The organism is Paenibacillus oceani, from assembly GCF_014705615.1.
Lineage (GTDB): Bacteria > Bacillota > Bacilli > Paenibacillales > NBRC-103111 > Paenibacillus_AB > Paenibacillus_AB oceani.
Window position 1 is genome coordinate 15,454 of sequence record NZ_JACXJA010000060.1, and the last position, 16,457, is coordinate 31,910.

Below are 16,457 nucleotides of genomic sequence, written 5' to 3' on the forward strand. Positions count from 1 at the left end.
CGCTCCTCTCCTTAGGGCTCGCCTGAGCCGGTCCAGTGCCGGCTTCGCGTATGCCTCCCTTCTACATCAACCCAAAAAAACACACCGCCCGAAAAGCGATGTGCTCCGTTATAGAAAACGAAAGGCGCACGCCACGAGCCTAAACGTGACCTGCGCCTTGAATACGGCAGAGCAGCGGACCGCGATTAACGCGTCCGACACGATCTCCCGGCTGCCAAGGAAGCCACGCCATACGTAATGAAATTCCGGATATTGCGTTGTTGATCTGCGCGTTGGCGGAATTCCATACCGGGCATATTGGCTTCTCCTTTCCGGGACTCAAGTAATTCGAACCTATCTGTTACGTTATCACGGCCGGATTTCGTCTGTCAATCGTTCTTCCTAAGAAAAAACAACTATAATCAATGTAGACCTGCATCACCCGCGATACGGGTGTACGTTCAGTACTTCAATTGGCGGCGGGATATGTTCGCGGTCACCCGGTGTCCGCCGGCTGTATTCACATGGCCGCAATCGATCGGAGCCGGTCCGACAAATCCGCTTTCCTTGCCTTCGATGGTCAGTAGCCCCGGTTCGAGCGTAACGATCGCATAAAGCGGGTCCTCATAGGGCGCTGACTGCGCAAGAATCGGATACTTTCTCGTAAGCGCTTCGGAATAGCGAATTACGTTGAACGTAGGACCCATGTAGTAGTATGACATGCTGTTGATATGAATGTAATATATATCGTCGATGACTTTGACGCCGTCCAGATGATTGTGGCCGTTCAGGCAGGCGACCACTTTGCGAAAACCGGCGGCTTCATTGGCAGTACGAAGAATCGCCCTCACCTGTTCCCCGTTCTTAATGCCGAGCTCCGAATCGTCCAGGTTTTGGTGACTGAAGATGAACGTAGGTTTGTTCGTCCCCGCCAGATCCTGCCCCAGCCATTCCAGCTGTTCGGCCGATATATGGTCAATATGACCCGGATGCCGGACGTAATTGCCGAATTCGTAATCGATCTCCCGATCTTCAAGCTTGATATAGTTGGCGTCCAGAACGACGAAATGATACGGGCCCCGGTCAAAGGAATAATAGCTCCGATCCATGCCGATAAAGCTCATGACGGTCTTTTTATCGTTTTTATCCATATCGTGATTGCCGAGCACGTGATAGCGCGGTCCGTTAAACTCATTCCATATCGACAGAAAGGAACCGTTTTCCGGAATCGGATGGCAAAAATCGCCCAATTGGATAATAAAGTCTACCCTCTCCGCATTCATGCGGAGGATGAATTCCTGTAGCCGTTTCTCGGCGTTAAACATCAGATCTTGATGAACATCGGCCATAATGCCGAATCGGATAACCGGCTTCGCCAACCTGCACCCCACCTTATCTTCACCGTCCTCCCCGAGGATCGTTATTCTTTTACCGAACCAAGTACGATACCATGTATAAAATACCGCTGCAGCAACGGATAGATGAGTAGGATCGGAATCATGCTGACCATGACTTTAGCGGCATTCAGTCCTTGGTCGGACGTTTGCATCATAATCTTCAACTGCTCCGGATCAAGCCCTTCCAACTGAGCCGGCTGAAGCAGGAAGGAGTTGATATACGTTTGCAGCGGCATTTTTTCCGGAGAATGGATCAGCAGCAGGCCGTCGAAAAAAGCGTTCCAATGCCCGACGACACTGAACAAAGTCACGGTCGCAAGTGCCGGAAGCGAGAGAGGAATGTAGATGTTCAGCAGCAAGTACCACGGTCCGGCTCCGTCCATCGCCGAAGCTTCATCCAGTTCTTTGGGCAAGCTGCGAAAAAAGTTCATCAGCAGGATGACATTAAACACTGGAACCGCTCCTGGCAAAACAAGAGCCCAGATCGTGTCGATCAATCCGACCGCTTTTACCGTCAAATACCATGGGATCAGGCCACCGGAAAAGATCATCGCAAACACAACCGCCCACATGTACACGTTCCGTCCTCTAAACTTGCTGCTGTCCCTCGATAAAGGAAAAGCCATGAGCACCGTGATCAGAAACTGCAAAGCTCCGCCCAGCAATACTCTCTGCAGGGAAACGATGAACGATTGAAAAAACTGCGTATCCTGCATCAAAGTTTGATAGTTATAAAAGCTGAACCCAATCGGAAATAAAGTCACTGCGCCCGAAGTGACGGCGGCCTTATCGCTTAAGGATACCGACACCGTATTTAAGATCGGAAATAACGACAGAAACGCAATAAGAACTACGATAATGATAATGGCCGTATCCGTGATTTTTGTGCCTAGCCTATTGCCGTGGACAATCAAAGGATCTCCCCGCTCTCTAGAATATCCGGTAGTTTGCAAAACGAGCAGCCAACAAATAGGACATCACGATGAGTACAAAGCTGACCAGCGATTTCATCAGACCGACTGCGCTGGCGATTCCGTACTGCATCTGAACCAAACCGACCCGGTACACATACGTGTCGATTACATCACCTGAAGCATAGACTAGCGGATTGTACATGTTCAGGATTTGCTCGAATCCGGCGTTCAGGACGTTCCCTAACGACAGTGTGGTCAGCAGAACTATCGTGGGGGTAATCGACGGTAACGTCACATGGACCAGCTTGTCCCATCGGGTGGCGCCGTCGATATCCGCCGCCTCATACAGCGCCGGATTAATCGCAGTAAGAGCGGCCAAATACACGATGGCCGAGAACCCGAAATCTTTCCATACGTCACTGCCGACTAGAACGAGCGGGAACCACGTATTGCTGCCGAAAAACAGGATCGGTTCGAAGCCGAAAAACGCGATCACTTGATTGACGATACCCTTGAGCGACAACAGGTTAAGCAAAATGACGGATAACAGCACCCACGACATGAAATGCGGCAAGTAAACGATCGTTTGAACCCAGCGTTTCAAGTGGCGGTTCCGGATTTCATTCAATAGGAGCGCAAACAGGATAGGCACAATCAGACCGGCAATGATTTTCATAACGGCAATATAGATCGTGTTGAAGAAAATGATCTTGCTGTCCGATATTTGGAACATGAATAAAATATTGTCCAGACCGACCCAAGGGGATCCCCAAATCCCCTTGGCCGGAAGAAACTTTTTGAACGCGATCACCGCGCCGAACATCGGATAAAAGCTGAATACCGCCAGTATCGCCATGCCCGGGAGCAGCATCGCATGATAATTCCATTGTACGTTCCAGTTTCTCATCCGCGTTCACCGCCCCGCATCAAGTGCCCGAGCCTTTCGCCGCTTTCCGGACTTCTTGCGTAATCTCGTCTCCGCCTTGTTTGTTCCATTCCGAGACGAAGGTGTCGAAGTACTCAAGCGGCTTGTTGCCGGTAATGATCTGGGCAAAGGCTTCATTCTCCAGCTTGGTCAAATTCGCCCACTTCAGTTCCATCGTTTTGGTGCTGCCGTAAAATTGGCTGTACACTTCCTTATTGCGTGGATCCAGTACAATTTGACCGCCTAAGAACTGGTAAGCGGTGTAAGCCCAATCCTGCGGAACGCTTTTAATAGCATCCCAGCCTTTGCTGTAATTGTCGAATATGCTGACATCGGCCGGAGGGAGATCCGCTTTTTTCAGCTTTCCGGCCGCTGTATCTTGAAACCTTTGAAAACGATCTTTAAGCGTTGTTTTCAGCCGGTAGGTCGCCTGCATCGGGCGCACGTTCCAGTTCGTACCGGGACTGTCCGCATACAGCTGCGGGGAATTCGGCCGGTTGTTATCAATCTCGGCGGCTACATTGATCATTTTCAGCAGCGCTTCCGGATGTTTGGCGCCTTTTTTGACGACATAGATCGTACCTAGCGGGTCGGGCTGCCTCGGATAATAGTTGCCGTCCTGCGACAAGATCATATGCGCTTTCCATTCCGCTTTCGGATCGTTCTTGACCGAGTCGGCCAATGCGCTCATCGGCGACCAGGTAGCTCCCGTCGAGATACCCGCTTTACCCGCACTGTTTCCTTTGGCAAACTGGTCGGGTTTGATCGTTCCGAATTCTTTGTCGATCAGCCCTGCCGCATACCATTCGCGCATTTTACCCAGTGCCTGCTTCGTCTCGCTAGTCGTCGAACCGTAGACAATATCGCCGTTTTTGTCCTTCGTCCAAAATTTCGGATAAGCCCGGAGAGAAGTGAAGTAGGCGTCCAGCGAATTATTGCCGGTAGAATTCGTCACAAAATTCGAGGTACTTATGATACCGTACGTATCTTTTACTCCGTTTTGATCCGGATCTTGTTCGATAAACGCTTTTGCAACTTTCTCGACGTCATCGATCGTGATGCCGAGCGGCAGGTTGATTCCGACTTTGTCCAGCCAGTCTTTGCGGATCCATACGACCGGGTCGCTGTCGTGGGCCGGAATGGTTGAAGGAATGCCGAGCAGCTTGCCGTTAGAAGACACCCGGTTCGTCAGTTGGTTGCCGAATCCGCCGATCACTTCTTTTAGAAGCGGCGAAGCATAGCTCTCGTACACGTTCGTCAAATCTTCCAGCATGTCCGATTCTGCGAGCAGCTTGAATTGCGCCTCGTTCACGCGCATAAAATCGGGGATGTCGTTGCCCGAGATGAGCAGATTGACTTTCTGCTCGTAACCTCCACCCGGAATTTGAAACGCATAGTTGAACTTGATGTTCAAATTCTCCTCAAACCAGCGGGTATAGCGATTGTCCGTAAACGAATCGTTTGAGCCTGACGGCCATTTGCTGTCCTGATTCATCACGTAGCCGATGTTCATCGTTACGGGCTCTTCATACTTGCCCAGGTTGACCGGTTTCGTATCCTTGCCGCTATCCGGACCTCCTGTCTTGCTGCTGCAAGCAGCAGTAAATACAAGAGATGACAACACCAACAGGGAAACGCTCTTTTTGACCGTTTTCATTTCGAATCCTCCCATTATAGGTACAGTGAATTGGAATCAGCTTTACAACAGCGATTGAAGCACATCATGTACGTCCTGTTCGGTCATTTCGATCGGATTGTTGTCCATTCGTCCTTTTGTGTACGCCCGCTTCACAATCTCACCGGTGCTTTCGGCAGTTATGCCGTAATCCCGAAGGCGGGTTGGAATCCCATAAAGCTTATAGATATCGAAAATAATGTGTTGAACGTCCTCCACGGAATCCGCGCAAAACGCCTTAAGCAGTCTGTAAGGTTCTATCAATCTTTCCTTATTGAGGGATAATATGGAACCTATCGTAATACTCGTTGCTATACCATGCTCAATTCCATACAGCATCGTCAAAGGGTATGAGATGGAGTGACAAGCCGTCGTTCTCGTATTGCTGAATGCCAATCCGGCGTACAGGCTCGCATACGCCAGCTGCTCCCTCAGCTTTTCACTAGCGGGATCTTCCTTCAACTGCGGGAGCGCCTCCATGATCCGTTCGATCGCTTGCAGCGAGTAAAGCCTTGTAATCGGGTTCGTGCGAACCGACCAGTACGCTTCCACCGCATGACTAAGCGCATCGAGAGCGGTAGACACGCTTAGCTTCAGCGGCATAGAAGCGGCAAGCTCGGGCAAAATTATGGCTGCACAGGCGTACAACCGCGGATCGTCAACGGAGTACTTCACTCCCCTTTCTTCATCCCAGATGGTAGCCCAGCTTGTTACTTCCGAGCCCGTCCCCGATGTGGTCGGTATGCCGATCCAGGGTGCATAACGTTCCTGTTTTCGATAGCTTTTGTCGATGACCGCTTCCCTAAGCACATCCTTCGTCTCCAGTGAGATGCCTTGAAAAGCGGAAAGTACCTTCGCGACGTCCATGACACTGCCGCCGCCGATGGCGATCACGAGCTGATAATCCGTTCCCTCCAGCCGGTTCTTTAACTCCCAGATGTCAGTAACGTCAGGGTTGGCGATCTGGATTTCTATGCTCGTCACGTTGTATCCTTGCAGCCAGTTGTATAGAGAAGCAACACAGGGGCTGCCTTCGACGCCGCCACCTCGAGTCAACAGCAGGATCCGGTCTGCCCCCGGTGCAAGCCGCTTGGTAAGATCCGTTAAAAACGGCGCCACAGACTCGTTGCCGCAATAAACCGCGACCGGGTTATAAAACGTACTCACGCGTGCAACCCCTCTTCCTTCAATCGAAGATTCAATTTCTCGACGATGTCCGGAAGCTCTGCGATCGAGTCGACTACAGCATCCGCACCCGCTTGTTCGAATCTGCCGCGCACTTCCTCCATCCGAATTGCCAGCTCCGACGGTTCCATCGTCCGGACCTCCTCTTGCGTGAGTCCAAGCTCGCTGCTCCCTTTAACGACGGCAACCGTCCATACGCCCGCATGTTTTCCCTCCAGCACATCCGCTACCGTATCTCCAACCTTGACGACGGTTCGAACCGACATCACGCCGAGCTCCTCCATATTTCGATAGATCATGTAGGGATACGGTCTCGCCGCTTTGACTTCATCGGAGGCGATGCGAAAGTCCGGCTCGTATCCTTTGCTTTTGGCTTGCGGCGCCACCACTTGCATCATCGTCTTCGTATAACCCGTGGAAGACCCGATTTGGATGCCCGAGCTTCTAAGTCTGGCAATCGTTTCAACGACTCCGGGGATGGGGTCGGTGAAATTCGCCAAAGATTTCATCAGCAGAGATTCGAAAGACTCGTACAGCCGCTCGACATCGGACAAGGTCGCCTCTCCGCCATATTGACGAATCCATGCTTGCTTGACCCGTTCCATACTTAACAGGGCTTGAATGTGATCCCGCTTCTTCAATCCCATCGGAGCTCTCGCTTCTTCTACCCGTATGGGAACCCCCGCACTCTCGAACGAATTCATAAAAGCTTCCATCGGCGCAAAACAACCATAATCGATTACCGTTCCCGCCCAATCCAATACTACGGCCCGGATTTTACTAGTCATTTTAATAACTCCTCTTGTCTGTTTGGGTGAGTTGCAGCTTGAGTATAAGCTCTATTCTTTGACGATTCAATAACTTTTGCGTTATTTTACAAATAATTTACATGATATTGCTTTATTTTGCTGTTTTATCAAGTGAACAAAGCATAAAAAAACGCTTATCCGTTTGGATAAGCGTTCACGATCGAAACCCCGTTTTCTATATACTGCTCGCGCAGCGTATCATCCATCTGACTGTCCGTAACGATGGCATCGATCTGCTTCAGGCTGCAAATATTCAGGTACGATACCGTTTCAAACTTGCTGGAATCGGCCACCACGACCGATTGTCTGGAGCTGCGGATCATCGCATTGATCACATCCGACTCCCCTTGCCTGAAATCCGTCAGCCCTTTTTCCAGCGAGATGGCATTGATGCTAATGAACGATACGTCGATATTGAAGCCCGCGATTTCGTTTTCAATCGACCTTCCGTACAGCGAATATTCGTCGTGATTCAGAATTCCGCCGAGCAGGATGACCGTAAATCCCTTCTTATGTGCGAGACATTCCACTACTTTCAAGGAGTTGCTTATGATCGTCAATCGTTCGAACCGGGCCGCCAGCTTTTTGGCCACTTCTATATTGGTCGTTCCCGCATTGAGGCAGACCGCTTGATTTTCCTTAATCCGTTCAACGGCATATCCGGCCAGTTCCTGTTTTCTGTCGATTAGGGAGATTTTCCTTTGAAGATACGCTTGATTGGTTACCACATTATTTTTGGATGTCGCACCGCCGTGCACCCTTTGAAGCTTTCCGAGGCTTTCCAATTGGGCCAAGTCTCTGCGGACGGTATCGAGCGAAACCTGCAAGAGCGATTTCAATTCGGTTACCGATACGTTGCCTTTGGACTCCAACTCCATAATGATTAATTTATGTCTTTCCTGAACTAACATCCAAGGAGCCTCCCTGCCGTTTATTGCGGCTTTTTGCTTGTTTCACGCCTAAATCGTATCAAAAAACGCTGCTTACGTAAACGTTCCGGTGGACAATCATACAATAAATCAACAATTGGCGGCATGAAATATAAAAAGAGAGCTCCGCCCGTCCGGCGTCGCCGCTGGCGGAAGCTCTCTTAGATGATTGGCAGGGAAGGGATTGGCTTCCCGCTTATGCCTGTTTGACGATTTCGCGGATCAGGACGACAACCGCTGCAGCGCAATATCCGCCAGCATGGCCGCACCGAGGGCGATGCAGCTCTCGTCCGGATTAAATCTCGGACTGTGGAGTCCCGCCGCCTCGTCCGCGCCGGACCGGGGACCCGAGCCCAGCCAAAAGAAGCAACCGTTGGCGAACTCGGTATATTCCGCGAAATCTTCCCCGTACGTCATCGGATCCGGCTCGAAGCGATTCTCTCTGCCGATCAGCCGGTCGGCGGCCTCCACGACATGCCGGGTGCACGTCTCGTCGTTCATCACCGGCGGAACTTGCCGGATATACGTTACTTTCGCTTCGCACCGGTAAGCTTTGCAAGTATCTGCGACAATACGCTCGACGATCCCCGGCATCTTCTCTCTCCACTCGTTGTCGAGGTTGCGCACCGTGCCGGTCAGCTCCACCGTATCCGGAATAATATTGTTGGCCGTACCGGCATGAATCGTACCGATCGTGACGACCGCCCCCCGGGTAGGTGGAATCTCCCGGCTTACCGCTGTCTGCAGTGCCATCACGACAGCCGATGCGGCGACAATCGGGTCGATACAGGCATGCGGGTAGCCGCCGTGCCCGCCCTTGCCTTCGATCCGGATCTCCAGACGATCGATGGAGCCCATCAGCACCCCCGGCTTGACCGATACGGTTCCGGCAGGCAGCGAGGGCAGATTGTGGAGCCCGTAGATCTCATCGACCCCGTCCATAACTCCTTGCTCGATCATAGCCTTAGCCCCGGCCAGTATTTCCTCGGCGGACTGGAAAATAAACCGCACCGTACCGCTCAGTCCGGCCCGGTGTTCCGTTAAAATCCTCGCAGCTCCAATGAGAACCGACGTATGGACATCGTGGCCGCATGCATGCATAACGCCGGGATGTTCGGAGCTGAACGGCAGCCCGGTCTCCTCCGTCACCGGCAAAGCGTCCATATCCGCGCGCAAGGCGATCAGCGGCCCTTCCCGTCCGCCCTTCAGGTCGGCAACGACGCCATAACCGCCGACGCCGGTTCTCGGTTCCAGGCCGAGCCGGGTCAGCTCCGCCGCTACCGCGGCGGCTGTCCGGGATTCCTCGAAGCTCAGCTCGGGAAACCGGTGCAGCTCGCGCCTAATGGCGATCAAATCGGTTTCGATCCGCCGTGCTTGCTCCATAACAAGTTCGGATGTGCCCATCGGTACGTCCCTCCATGTCCGGTTGACGGACGGCATGATCTTGATTGCCCCAACAACGTTACGGCTTTACGGCCTCCTGGCCGCGTAACAGTCCGTAACGGGCCAGCAGCGGCTCCATGACGGTCGTTCCGTAGTTTTCTCCCATGATCGCATATCCTTTACCGTTCGGATGAAGCTGATCGGGCAGATGCTCGGCCAATTGATCGTCGAATATGGTCAACCCGTCCACATAATGCAGCCGGTCGTCTCCCAGCGACGCCATAAACCCGACCGCCTCCTTGATCTGCTCCCGCATCTCGCAAAGCGTAAACCCGGCCGTATTTTTCGCAGTTTCTCTCGGCGGCGACCAGATCGGCGACATGACGGCGATCGGCTTGTCCGGATGCTTCTCGCGAATGAGCTGCACAAAGCCGATCGCCGCCGCCTGGAACGTCCGGCTGTTCAAGCTGCTTCCGCCATAAACGTTAATGCCGAGACACAACGAGATGATGTCTGCGTCCAGATCCCGGATCAGGCGGGCGACCATCGGCTCCAGGTGACAGTTGCCGGAGAAGCCGAGGCTGGTCAGATGCAGGCCGAAACGGCGCGCGACGATAGCCGGCCATGTCTGCGCCGGGCTGAACGCCCCGTTGCACTGCGTAATCGAGCTGCCGTACGCGATCCATTTGGGGCGGGTGTCCCCGGGAATGAGGAAATCCGCTCCTTCCTCGATCGCAACCGCTTTCACGATCGTCGTCGTTTTTTGCGGCACATACACCTCGACAACTTTGTCTTGCCCCGGCAGCCCTTCAAAAACCGCGAGCGAATCCCCCTGCGCCAGCTTGCACGTCTGTATTATCGTTCCGTCGATGACGAGGTCCAGCTCGACGGCCGCCGGCACAGGTGCCAGCTCGATCCGGATCACGGCCGAATCGGTGGCGAACCGCAAGCGGACCCCCGCCGATATTTCCGACGTTTTGTTAATTCCGTTCGGGGGATACAACACATAATCCTTGTACGGGATTCTCCACGGCTTGATCCCGCCTTCTACAGGCTCCAAAGATACCGCGCCCTGAAACAGCGCATGTTGAAGTTCAATCGTTCGCAGCATTCGTATTTGTCCCCTCTCCATCGTCAATTCCCACTATTAAATGTACAGACTAAGGGGCGCATGCGCAACCAATAATTTTCCTCTGCTGGAATCAGTCTGTGTTTTCCGGCACCGTCTTCCCATGCCGGCTCGTATGCGCGGACGCTAACAGCCCTAGACAATTATCCGCGTTCCAGTACGACGAATAGCAAAAAAAGAGGCGACTGACCGGCTGTCCGCCAAGTCAATCGCCTCACTTCACATTACCGTCTCAGTCAGTTCCCATGAATCCAGTGCTGGGCGCTGCTGACCAGATCCCCCAGCGCTCTACCGGACAGCAGGCCTTGCTGCTGCACGGACGGATCGCGTATATAAGCCAGAAAATCGTTCATATAGTCGATCGCCGTCTGCATGGAGCCTTGACTGACGAGCAGTTTAATAATCGAAAGCCTGTAGCTTAGCTGGGAGGCAAACGTGGCCTGAATATGGCCGCTGCCGGCGTACGAATCTACCTTCGCGCTCATTCCCTCCAGCGTCACTACCTTCACTTCCACCGTTTGCAGCTGTTCCGAGTTCCCGGCCATATCAACGGAGCGGAATTGGAGCACATGGCTGCCGTCCTGCAGCACAATCGGTCCGGTGTAAGGCTGGAAGCCGCCCTGCGGCCCGTACGTGCTTCCCGTCACCGACAACGCATACTCCGTCCTTGCTACTCCCGAATGCGCATCGAAGGCCGTCAGCGCCACGGATACCGGCGAAGCGTACCAGCCTCCGGCACCCGCTTCCGCGCTCGTCTGCGCCTGCGTAACCGGAGCCAGCCGGTCTACAGGGACGGTGACCGATTGGACCGGCTCGTCGTTGCCCGCAGCGTCCGTCGAACGGAACTGAACGATATGAGTGCCGCTATCGGTTAAGGCGAACGGCGTATGATACGTCTGCCAGCTGGTCCCGCCATCGAGACTGTACACCGACGAGCTGACGCTGCCGGCCATGCCGTATACGCTGAGCGATACGGTCGCTTCCGACGTATACCAGCCCTGGTGCTGCTGTCCCGTTACGGCCGCGACGGTCTGCACTTGATATAACGCCCTCGTCAGCGGAATCCGGAAGGCAGTGCCTTCGGCCATATCGTAGACGTAACCTTTGCTGAAGTCGTATGCATCTGCAAACGAGCGGATCGGCGTAATATCACCGATGTCGAGCTTATACCGTCCGGAGCCAAGTGACGCTGCGCCTTGAATCCGATAAGCCGCGTTGCGGACGCCATCGTTGACCACATAGATCGTTTTTCCCGTCAATTGCTCCAGAGTTGCGCCCGTCAAGTCCATCTCGACGATGATCTCGTTATGAACGGACGGCGTCTTCGTGAAGGTAACCACCGTACCCTGCAGCGCTCCGGCAGCGTCTGCCGCATTCTCGCCGACCGGCGCCATATACGAGCCGTCATGCACGTAGCGGTATACCTCTTGGCCGTTCTGTTCGGAATAAACGCCCATAAACCCTTTAAACCGCAGCTTGTCGTCGATCGTATATTCGACAGTCGTATTTAAGGCGCTGACGATGTAATCCACGCGGCCGTTTGCCAGCGTCACTTTCACCGCTTTGACGTCGTTGCCGTCTACCGGCTGGCCTCCCGCCTTCACCGTAGCCGGTACGATCGAAGCGATCGTGCGGTTGTCCTTGTACGGCTCGATCACCGAGGTGAACAGGCTGTCGAGATTGGCGCCGTTCCGGTGGGCGACCATATAACGAAGCGTCTTCGGATTGCCCGGCTTGTTCTGCGGCGGAACGCCGTCCGCCAGCGCCACATCGTCCACCTGTCCGAGCATCGTCAGGCGCAGATGGATATCGGCCGGGGCCGGCAGCACCTTCCACGTGTCGACCACTTTCCAGTCGATGCTGAACGTATCCGCCGGACTCGTATCCCGCGATACGTTTTTCAAATAATGAAATCCGCTGCCCATATAGCCGGGACCTGCCACGTCATCCACCCGCTGCCCGTATTCAACATTCGGACCGGCATAGGTGCCCGTCGGCTGCTGGACGAGCTGAAGCCCCTCGGCGGTTGCCGTTCCTTCCGCTCCGTGGAAGCTGAAATAGTGGTCGCTGCCGCCCTTCACCCGGAAGAAGTCGACCGCATACGAGTTAGCGTCATCGATCTTGATCATCGCAGTCGTCCGCTTATACAAATCGGTCTGCGTGTATACTTTCGGCGCTTCGACGTCGATCAGCTTCACCATGCCGCCGTCGTCGAAGTGCTTCGGTTCGGCTACGAACTGCGGCGACTGTTTCTTTTTGTCGACCACGACCGTATTATGGCTGATCGTATTGACCACCCATTGTGCGCGGTGCATGTCGATGCTGTCGGCAAATTCGGGATACCCGAGATCCGGGGACAGATCGAGCCCGAATGCGTGAACCCCCAGGTTCAGTGTATCGCGGTGGCCGTGGCCGGTGTTCCGGCCGTAATACATCCAGAAATCGCGCAGCGTATTCGCCTGGACCCCTGCCTGATCGCGCTGCTGGCGGGCCGATTCGTCAAGCAAGTTCAAGTTGCGGACGCCCATCTTGTAGTTGCCGGAGGCGGCGTTTTTGCCGATATTCTCGAAGCGGATCTGATGCGTGCCGACGGACAGCTGCTTCCGGCCGAGCGCGATGAAGTCGTTCGAGTTGGAACCGTAAAAGTCCATGTCCATCATCGGCTGCCCGTCGACCGAGATGCGGTAGATCCCGTAAGTCGGCGCCTTAAACGGCAGCAGATCGATCTCGTAATCGTCCGCCTTCGTCACGGTAAATTCAAACGTAATGTCGGCACCGGGATTGTTCGCTTCCAATTGCACCGTTCCCGAAGCTTCGAACAGCTTCACGTCGGTATTCTGGTACGCGATATCCATCGAAGGGAATGCGTACGACAGTCCGAAGCTGTTGAACACATTGGCCCCGTCGCGAAGGGCGGCGAAGCCGTAGCCCGTCAAATTGTCGCTGCCCAGATTAAGCGGGCCGTGCAGGGCGATCACGCTGCGGATCTGCTCCGCTATCGCGTTCGGATCGGCCGAGAATACGTCCAGATGGATGCCGTCTGCGCGGTTGTTGTTCAGGAAATAGGCCATCTGCGCATAAACCGGGTCTCCGAACTTGTAGAACGCCTTCACCATGTCGGTCAGCTTCACCGAGATGCTCGGGTTGCCGGTCGAACCGGTATCCCCGATATTCGCCGTATATTTCTCGCTTAAGATGAGCGGGTAAAAGGCCGAGAACATTTTGCGGAACTTGACGTTTTCATACAAATCGGCTTCCGGGTACAGATCGTAGCCTTCCAGAATGTCCGCCGTCAGCTGATGGGTCGACAGCCAGAGCATGTTGTAGCCCGGCGACGCTTCGTTCCCGTTGCCGTCGCGGTCGACGACACTGATCAGCGAGTTCAGGATGTTGCCGCCCGATACGCCCGGAGGATTCGCCACATTGCCGCCCGACTGGAACGTAAAGTCAAGCCATTCTTTCGTCTGGGGCAGCGTGTCGTACACGACCGCGGCCATCGCCAGCGCGCTTTGGTGCATGCCGTCGTTGCCGCGGATTCGCGCCGCCTTCACGCCCGGGAACACTTCGCGGAGGATGCCGTCCTCGATGTTCCGTTTGATGCCCGCGCCGGTGCTTTTGCTGTTGATCAGCTTATACAGATTTCGCTTCCCTTCCAGAAACGAAGTCAGCTGGGTGTCGTTCATCGCCGGGAAAAACGCGTCATAGGCCGATATAAAATCTTTCACCAGCCCGGTCTCCCAGATCGAGCCGACGGCGTATCCGAGCCCCGTGCCCCCGTGAGAATTGAGGAAGACGGTTTTGTCATGCTTCATCGTATCCATCTCGGGGTAGACATCGGCCACCCGGTCGAGCAGCACCGATCCGGCCCGCGCGTATTTGACGTCTCCGGTGTACAGGTAAGCGTCGCGGAGTCCTTGCATCGCATCCTGAATCATGCCGCTCCCGTACCAGACGAACCAGTGATTGTAATAGGCGATAAACGTATAGCGGTGGCCGTTCTCGTCGACCCAGCCGAAACCGTCGTCGACGCCCCAATCCGGACCTTTCTCCGGATACAGCGTGTTGACCAGCAGGCTGCGGTCGGCCAGACTTGGCTGGAATATGCCGTGATCGTCCAGTCCGCTCTCATAGTACGCGCCGAAGTCGTTCGTCGGGAATTTGTAGCCGCTGCTCGGATCGACGATTTTCCACGGGTCGTTAATTGGATCGGCCTTGTACGGATAGTTGCCGTATTGATCGATCTGCCTGCCGGTAATCGGACTGCCGATCGTCTGATTGACGCCGTAGCTGCGCGGCAGGTTAGGTCCGGTTACGAGGTTCCATAGGAAATCGAGCCCTTTGACCGTATATTTGTCGGCCCGGGCGACGGCCCCGTCCTTCAAGGTTGCCGCCCAGTTGTACTGCAACACGTTGCTCCGGGCAGCCGTCACTTTGGCCGGCGTGTAATAAGTCGTGCGCGTTTTGGCGTTGACGGCCGTATCCGCACGGCGCAGCAGGGCGTCGTCGAAGTAAGCTTCTCCGGCCTGCGAGGCGTTCATCGTCAGACGGAGCGTCACGCTCTTCGCCCCGGCCGGCGCGATGCCGCCCGCGGTCAGCGGCTCCCACGTTCCGGCGCCCGTGCCTTCGGCCGCTGCCGAGGCGAGCAGCGTTTCGTCCGCATCCCAATAATCCAGATGAAGCGCCGGAACGCCTGAAGTCGTATAGACATGGATCGTGCCGTCATACCGCTCTCCGGGCGTTACGGCTACCGGATGGCTTCGTACGCCGGGGACGGCTCCGCTGCCGGAATACGCGATCTTCGCGCTGTTCACGCCGTCTTTCGTCTGATCGCCGGACAGTTGAACGTCGCCGTTTACCCCTTTCCAGCCGACCGGCTTATTCTGCACCGCCTGCTCGAAGCTCCCGTTCTGCAGCTGCGGCACCGGGACGGCAGGCGACTCGCGGAACGTCGCATCGTCGAAGTATGCCGTTCCGATATTCGCGCTATGCAAATAAAACCGGACGGCCGCCTGAGTCGTTCCTTCCGGCGCTAGCCCCTCCACCCGGATTTGTTTCCAGGCATTGAGTGTATCGTTGGTTCCGGTCAAAATCGTCGTATAGTTGTTGTTCGCATCCCAAAACTCCAGGTACAACTGGGACACGCCCTGCAGATTGTACGACCATACGGTCGATTCGTACCGCTGTCCCGCCGTGACGGCGATCCGGTGGCTCCGGACCGTGACGCCGGCCGTGCTGGTCGGGTCGTTGATTTTGACGCTGTAGGTGCCGGACCGCTTCTGCTCGGTGGACAATTGGGCCGTAGCCGCCATCTCCCAATATTTCGGGCGGCCGTTATCGACTTCCTCCAGTCCGCCGTTCAGCAGTCCCAACTGCGGACCGGTCAGCACATGGCTGAAGGTGGCGTCGTCAAAATAGGCGGACCCGATATTCGCCACATGCAGATATAATCGGAGACTTACGGCAACCGTCCCGGCCGGGGCGACGCCGGACACTTGGATGCGGCCCCACCCGTTCAGCGAAGAATTGCTGCCGATATAAATTTGCGTGTAGTTATTGCTAACGTCCCAATATTCCAGATAAAGCTGGGAAACGCCTTCGAGGTTATACGAATACACGCTCGCTTCATACGTCTGGCCAGCCGTTGCCGGCATTTTGGCGCTGCGCAGCCCGGTCGAGCTGGCCGAGCTGGTATCGGTCAGCTTCACGCTGTAGGCTCCCCCGCGCACCTGAGCGGTGGAAGATTCGACGCCTCCGCTTATGTAGCTCCACCCGGCTGGCCGCCCGGCCGCGATCTCCTCGAATCCGCCGTTCGGGAGTTCGGGCGCTTGCTGTATGCTCATCATCTCCCCCGCTTCCTCCATCGTAATCGCTTCAACTTCCGCTTCAATTCCCGTTACTGCTTCTGCTTCAACTTCAGGGTCAGGTTGAGGTTCAGCTTCAGCTCCAACTTCAACTTGCGTCTCCATTCCCGCTTCCGGTTCCAGTACCGCAATCTCCTCGGCCTTAACCGTCTGTCCCGGAACGAACGGCACAGCGCCTAACACCAGGACCGCCGCCATCACCAGCGCGACGGTTCGCAGGACCGACCTGCGAACGAATCGTTTCATACCCGTACCACCTAACCTTTCGTTG

At 55.0% G+C, this 16,457-nt stretch carries 10 protein-coding genes; all 10 read right to left on the reverse strand.

Annotation, left to right across the window (positions count from 1 at the left end):
- Positions 1-440: 440 nt before the first annotated feature.
- The 10 genes from IDH45_RS31370 to IDH45_RS31415 all read right to left on the reverse strand — a co-directional run bounded on the left by IDH45_RS31370 (position 441) and on the right by IDH45_RS31415 (position 16,432).
- Positions 441-1,358: a metallophosphoesterase family protein gene (locus IDH45_RS31370; protein WP_190932100.1), complete on the reverse strand. Its 918-nt coding sequence runs from the start codon at positions 1,356-1,358 to the stop codon at positions 441-443.
- A 41-nt stretch (positions 1,359-1,399) separates the two neighbouring features.
- Positions 1,400-2,290, reverse strand: coding sequence for a carbohydrate ABC transporter permease (locus IDH45_RS31375; protein ID WP_190932101.1), 891 nt, complete (start codon positions 2,288-2,290; stop codon positions 1,400-1,402).
- Between the two features lie 16 nt (positions 2,291-2,306).
- Entirely contained in the window at positions 2,307-3,197 is an 891-nt protein-coding gene (locus IDH45_RS31380) for an ABC transporter permease (RefSeq protein ID WP_190932102.1), read from the reverse strand.
- 19 nt (positions 3,198-3,216) lie between these two features.
- Positions 3,217-4,872: an extracellular solute-binding protein gene (locus tag IDH45_RS31385; protein WP_190932103.1), complete on the reverse strand. Its 1,656-nt coding sequence runs from the start codon at positions 4,870-4,872 to the stop codon at positions 3,217-3,219.
- 42 nt (positions 4,873-4,914) lie between these two features.
- Positions 4,915-6,057 (reverse strand): phosphonoacetaldehyde reductase, encoded by a 1,143-nt coding sequence (locus IDH45_RS31390; protein ID WP_190932104.1) that lies wholly within the window; start codon positions 6,055-6,057, stop codon positions 4,915-4,917.
- Positions 6,054-6,863, reverse strand: coding sequence for a phosphonoacetaldehyde hydrolase (gene phnX, locus IDH45_RS31395; protein ID WP_190932105.1), 810 nt, complete (start codon positions 6,861-6,863; stop codon positions 6,054-6,056). The genes IDH45_RS31390 and phnX overlap by 4 nt, the downstream gene beginning before the upstream one ends.
- 155 nt (positions 6,864-7,018) lie before the next feature.
- Positions 7,019-7,795 carry a DeoR/GlpR family DNA-binding transcription regulator gene (locus IDH45_RS31400; protein ID WP_190932106.1) on the reverse strand — a complete coding sequence of 259 codons (777 nt, stop codon included), beginning with the start codon at positions 7,793-7,795 and terminating at the stop codon, positions 7,019-7,021.
- A gap of 240 nt (positions 7,796-8,035) precedes the next feature.
- On the reverse strand, positions 8,036-9,217 hold the full coding sequence (locus tag IDH45_RS31405; RefSeq protein ID WP_190932107.1) for a M20 metallopeptidase family protein: 1,182 nt from the start codon (positions 9,215-9,217) through the stop codon (positions 8,036-8,038).
- Between the two features lie 58 nt (positions 9,218-9,275).
- Positions 9,276-10,307: an SGNH/GDSL hydrolase family protein gene (locus IDH45_RS31410; protein WP_223837192.1), complete on the reverse strand. Its 1,032-nt coding sequence runs from the start codon at positions 10,305-10,307 to the stop codon at positions 9,276-9,278.
- Positions 10,308-10,561: 254 nt separating this feature from the next.
- Positions 10,562-16,432: an OmpL47-type beta-barrel domain-containing protein gene (locus IDH45_RS31415; RefSeq protein WP_190932108.1), complete on the reverse strand. Its 5,871-nt coding sequence runs from the start codon at positions 16,430-16,432 to the stop codon at positions 10,562-10,564.
- Between the last annotated feature and the right edge of the window lie 25 nt (positions 16,433-16,457).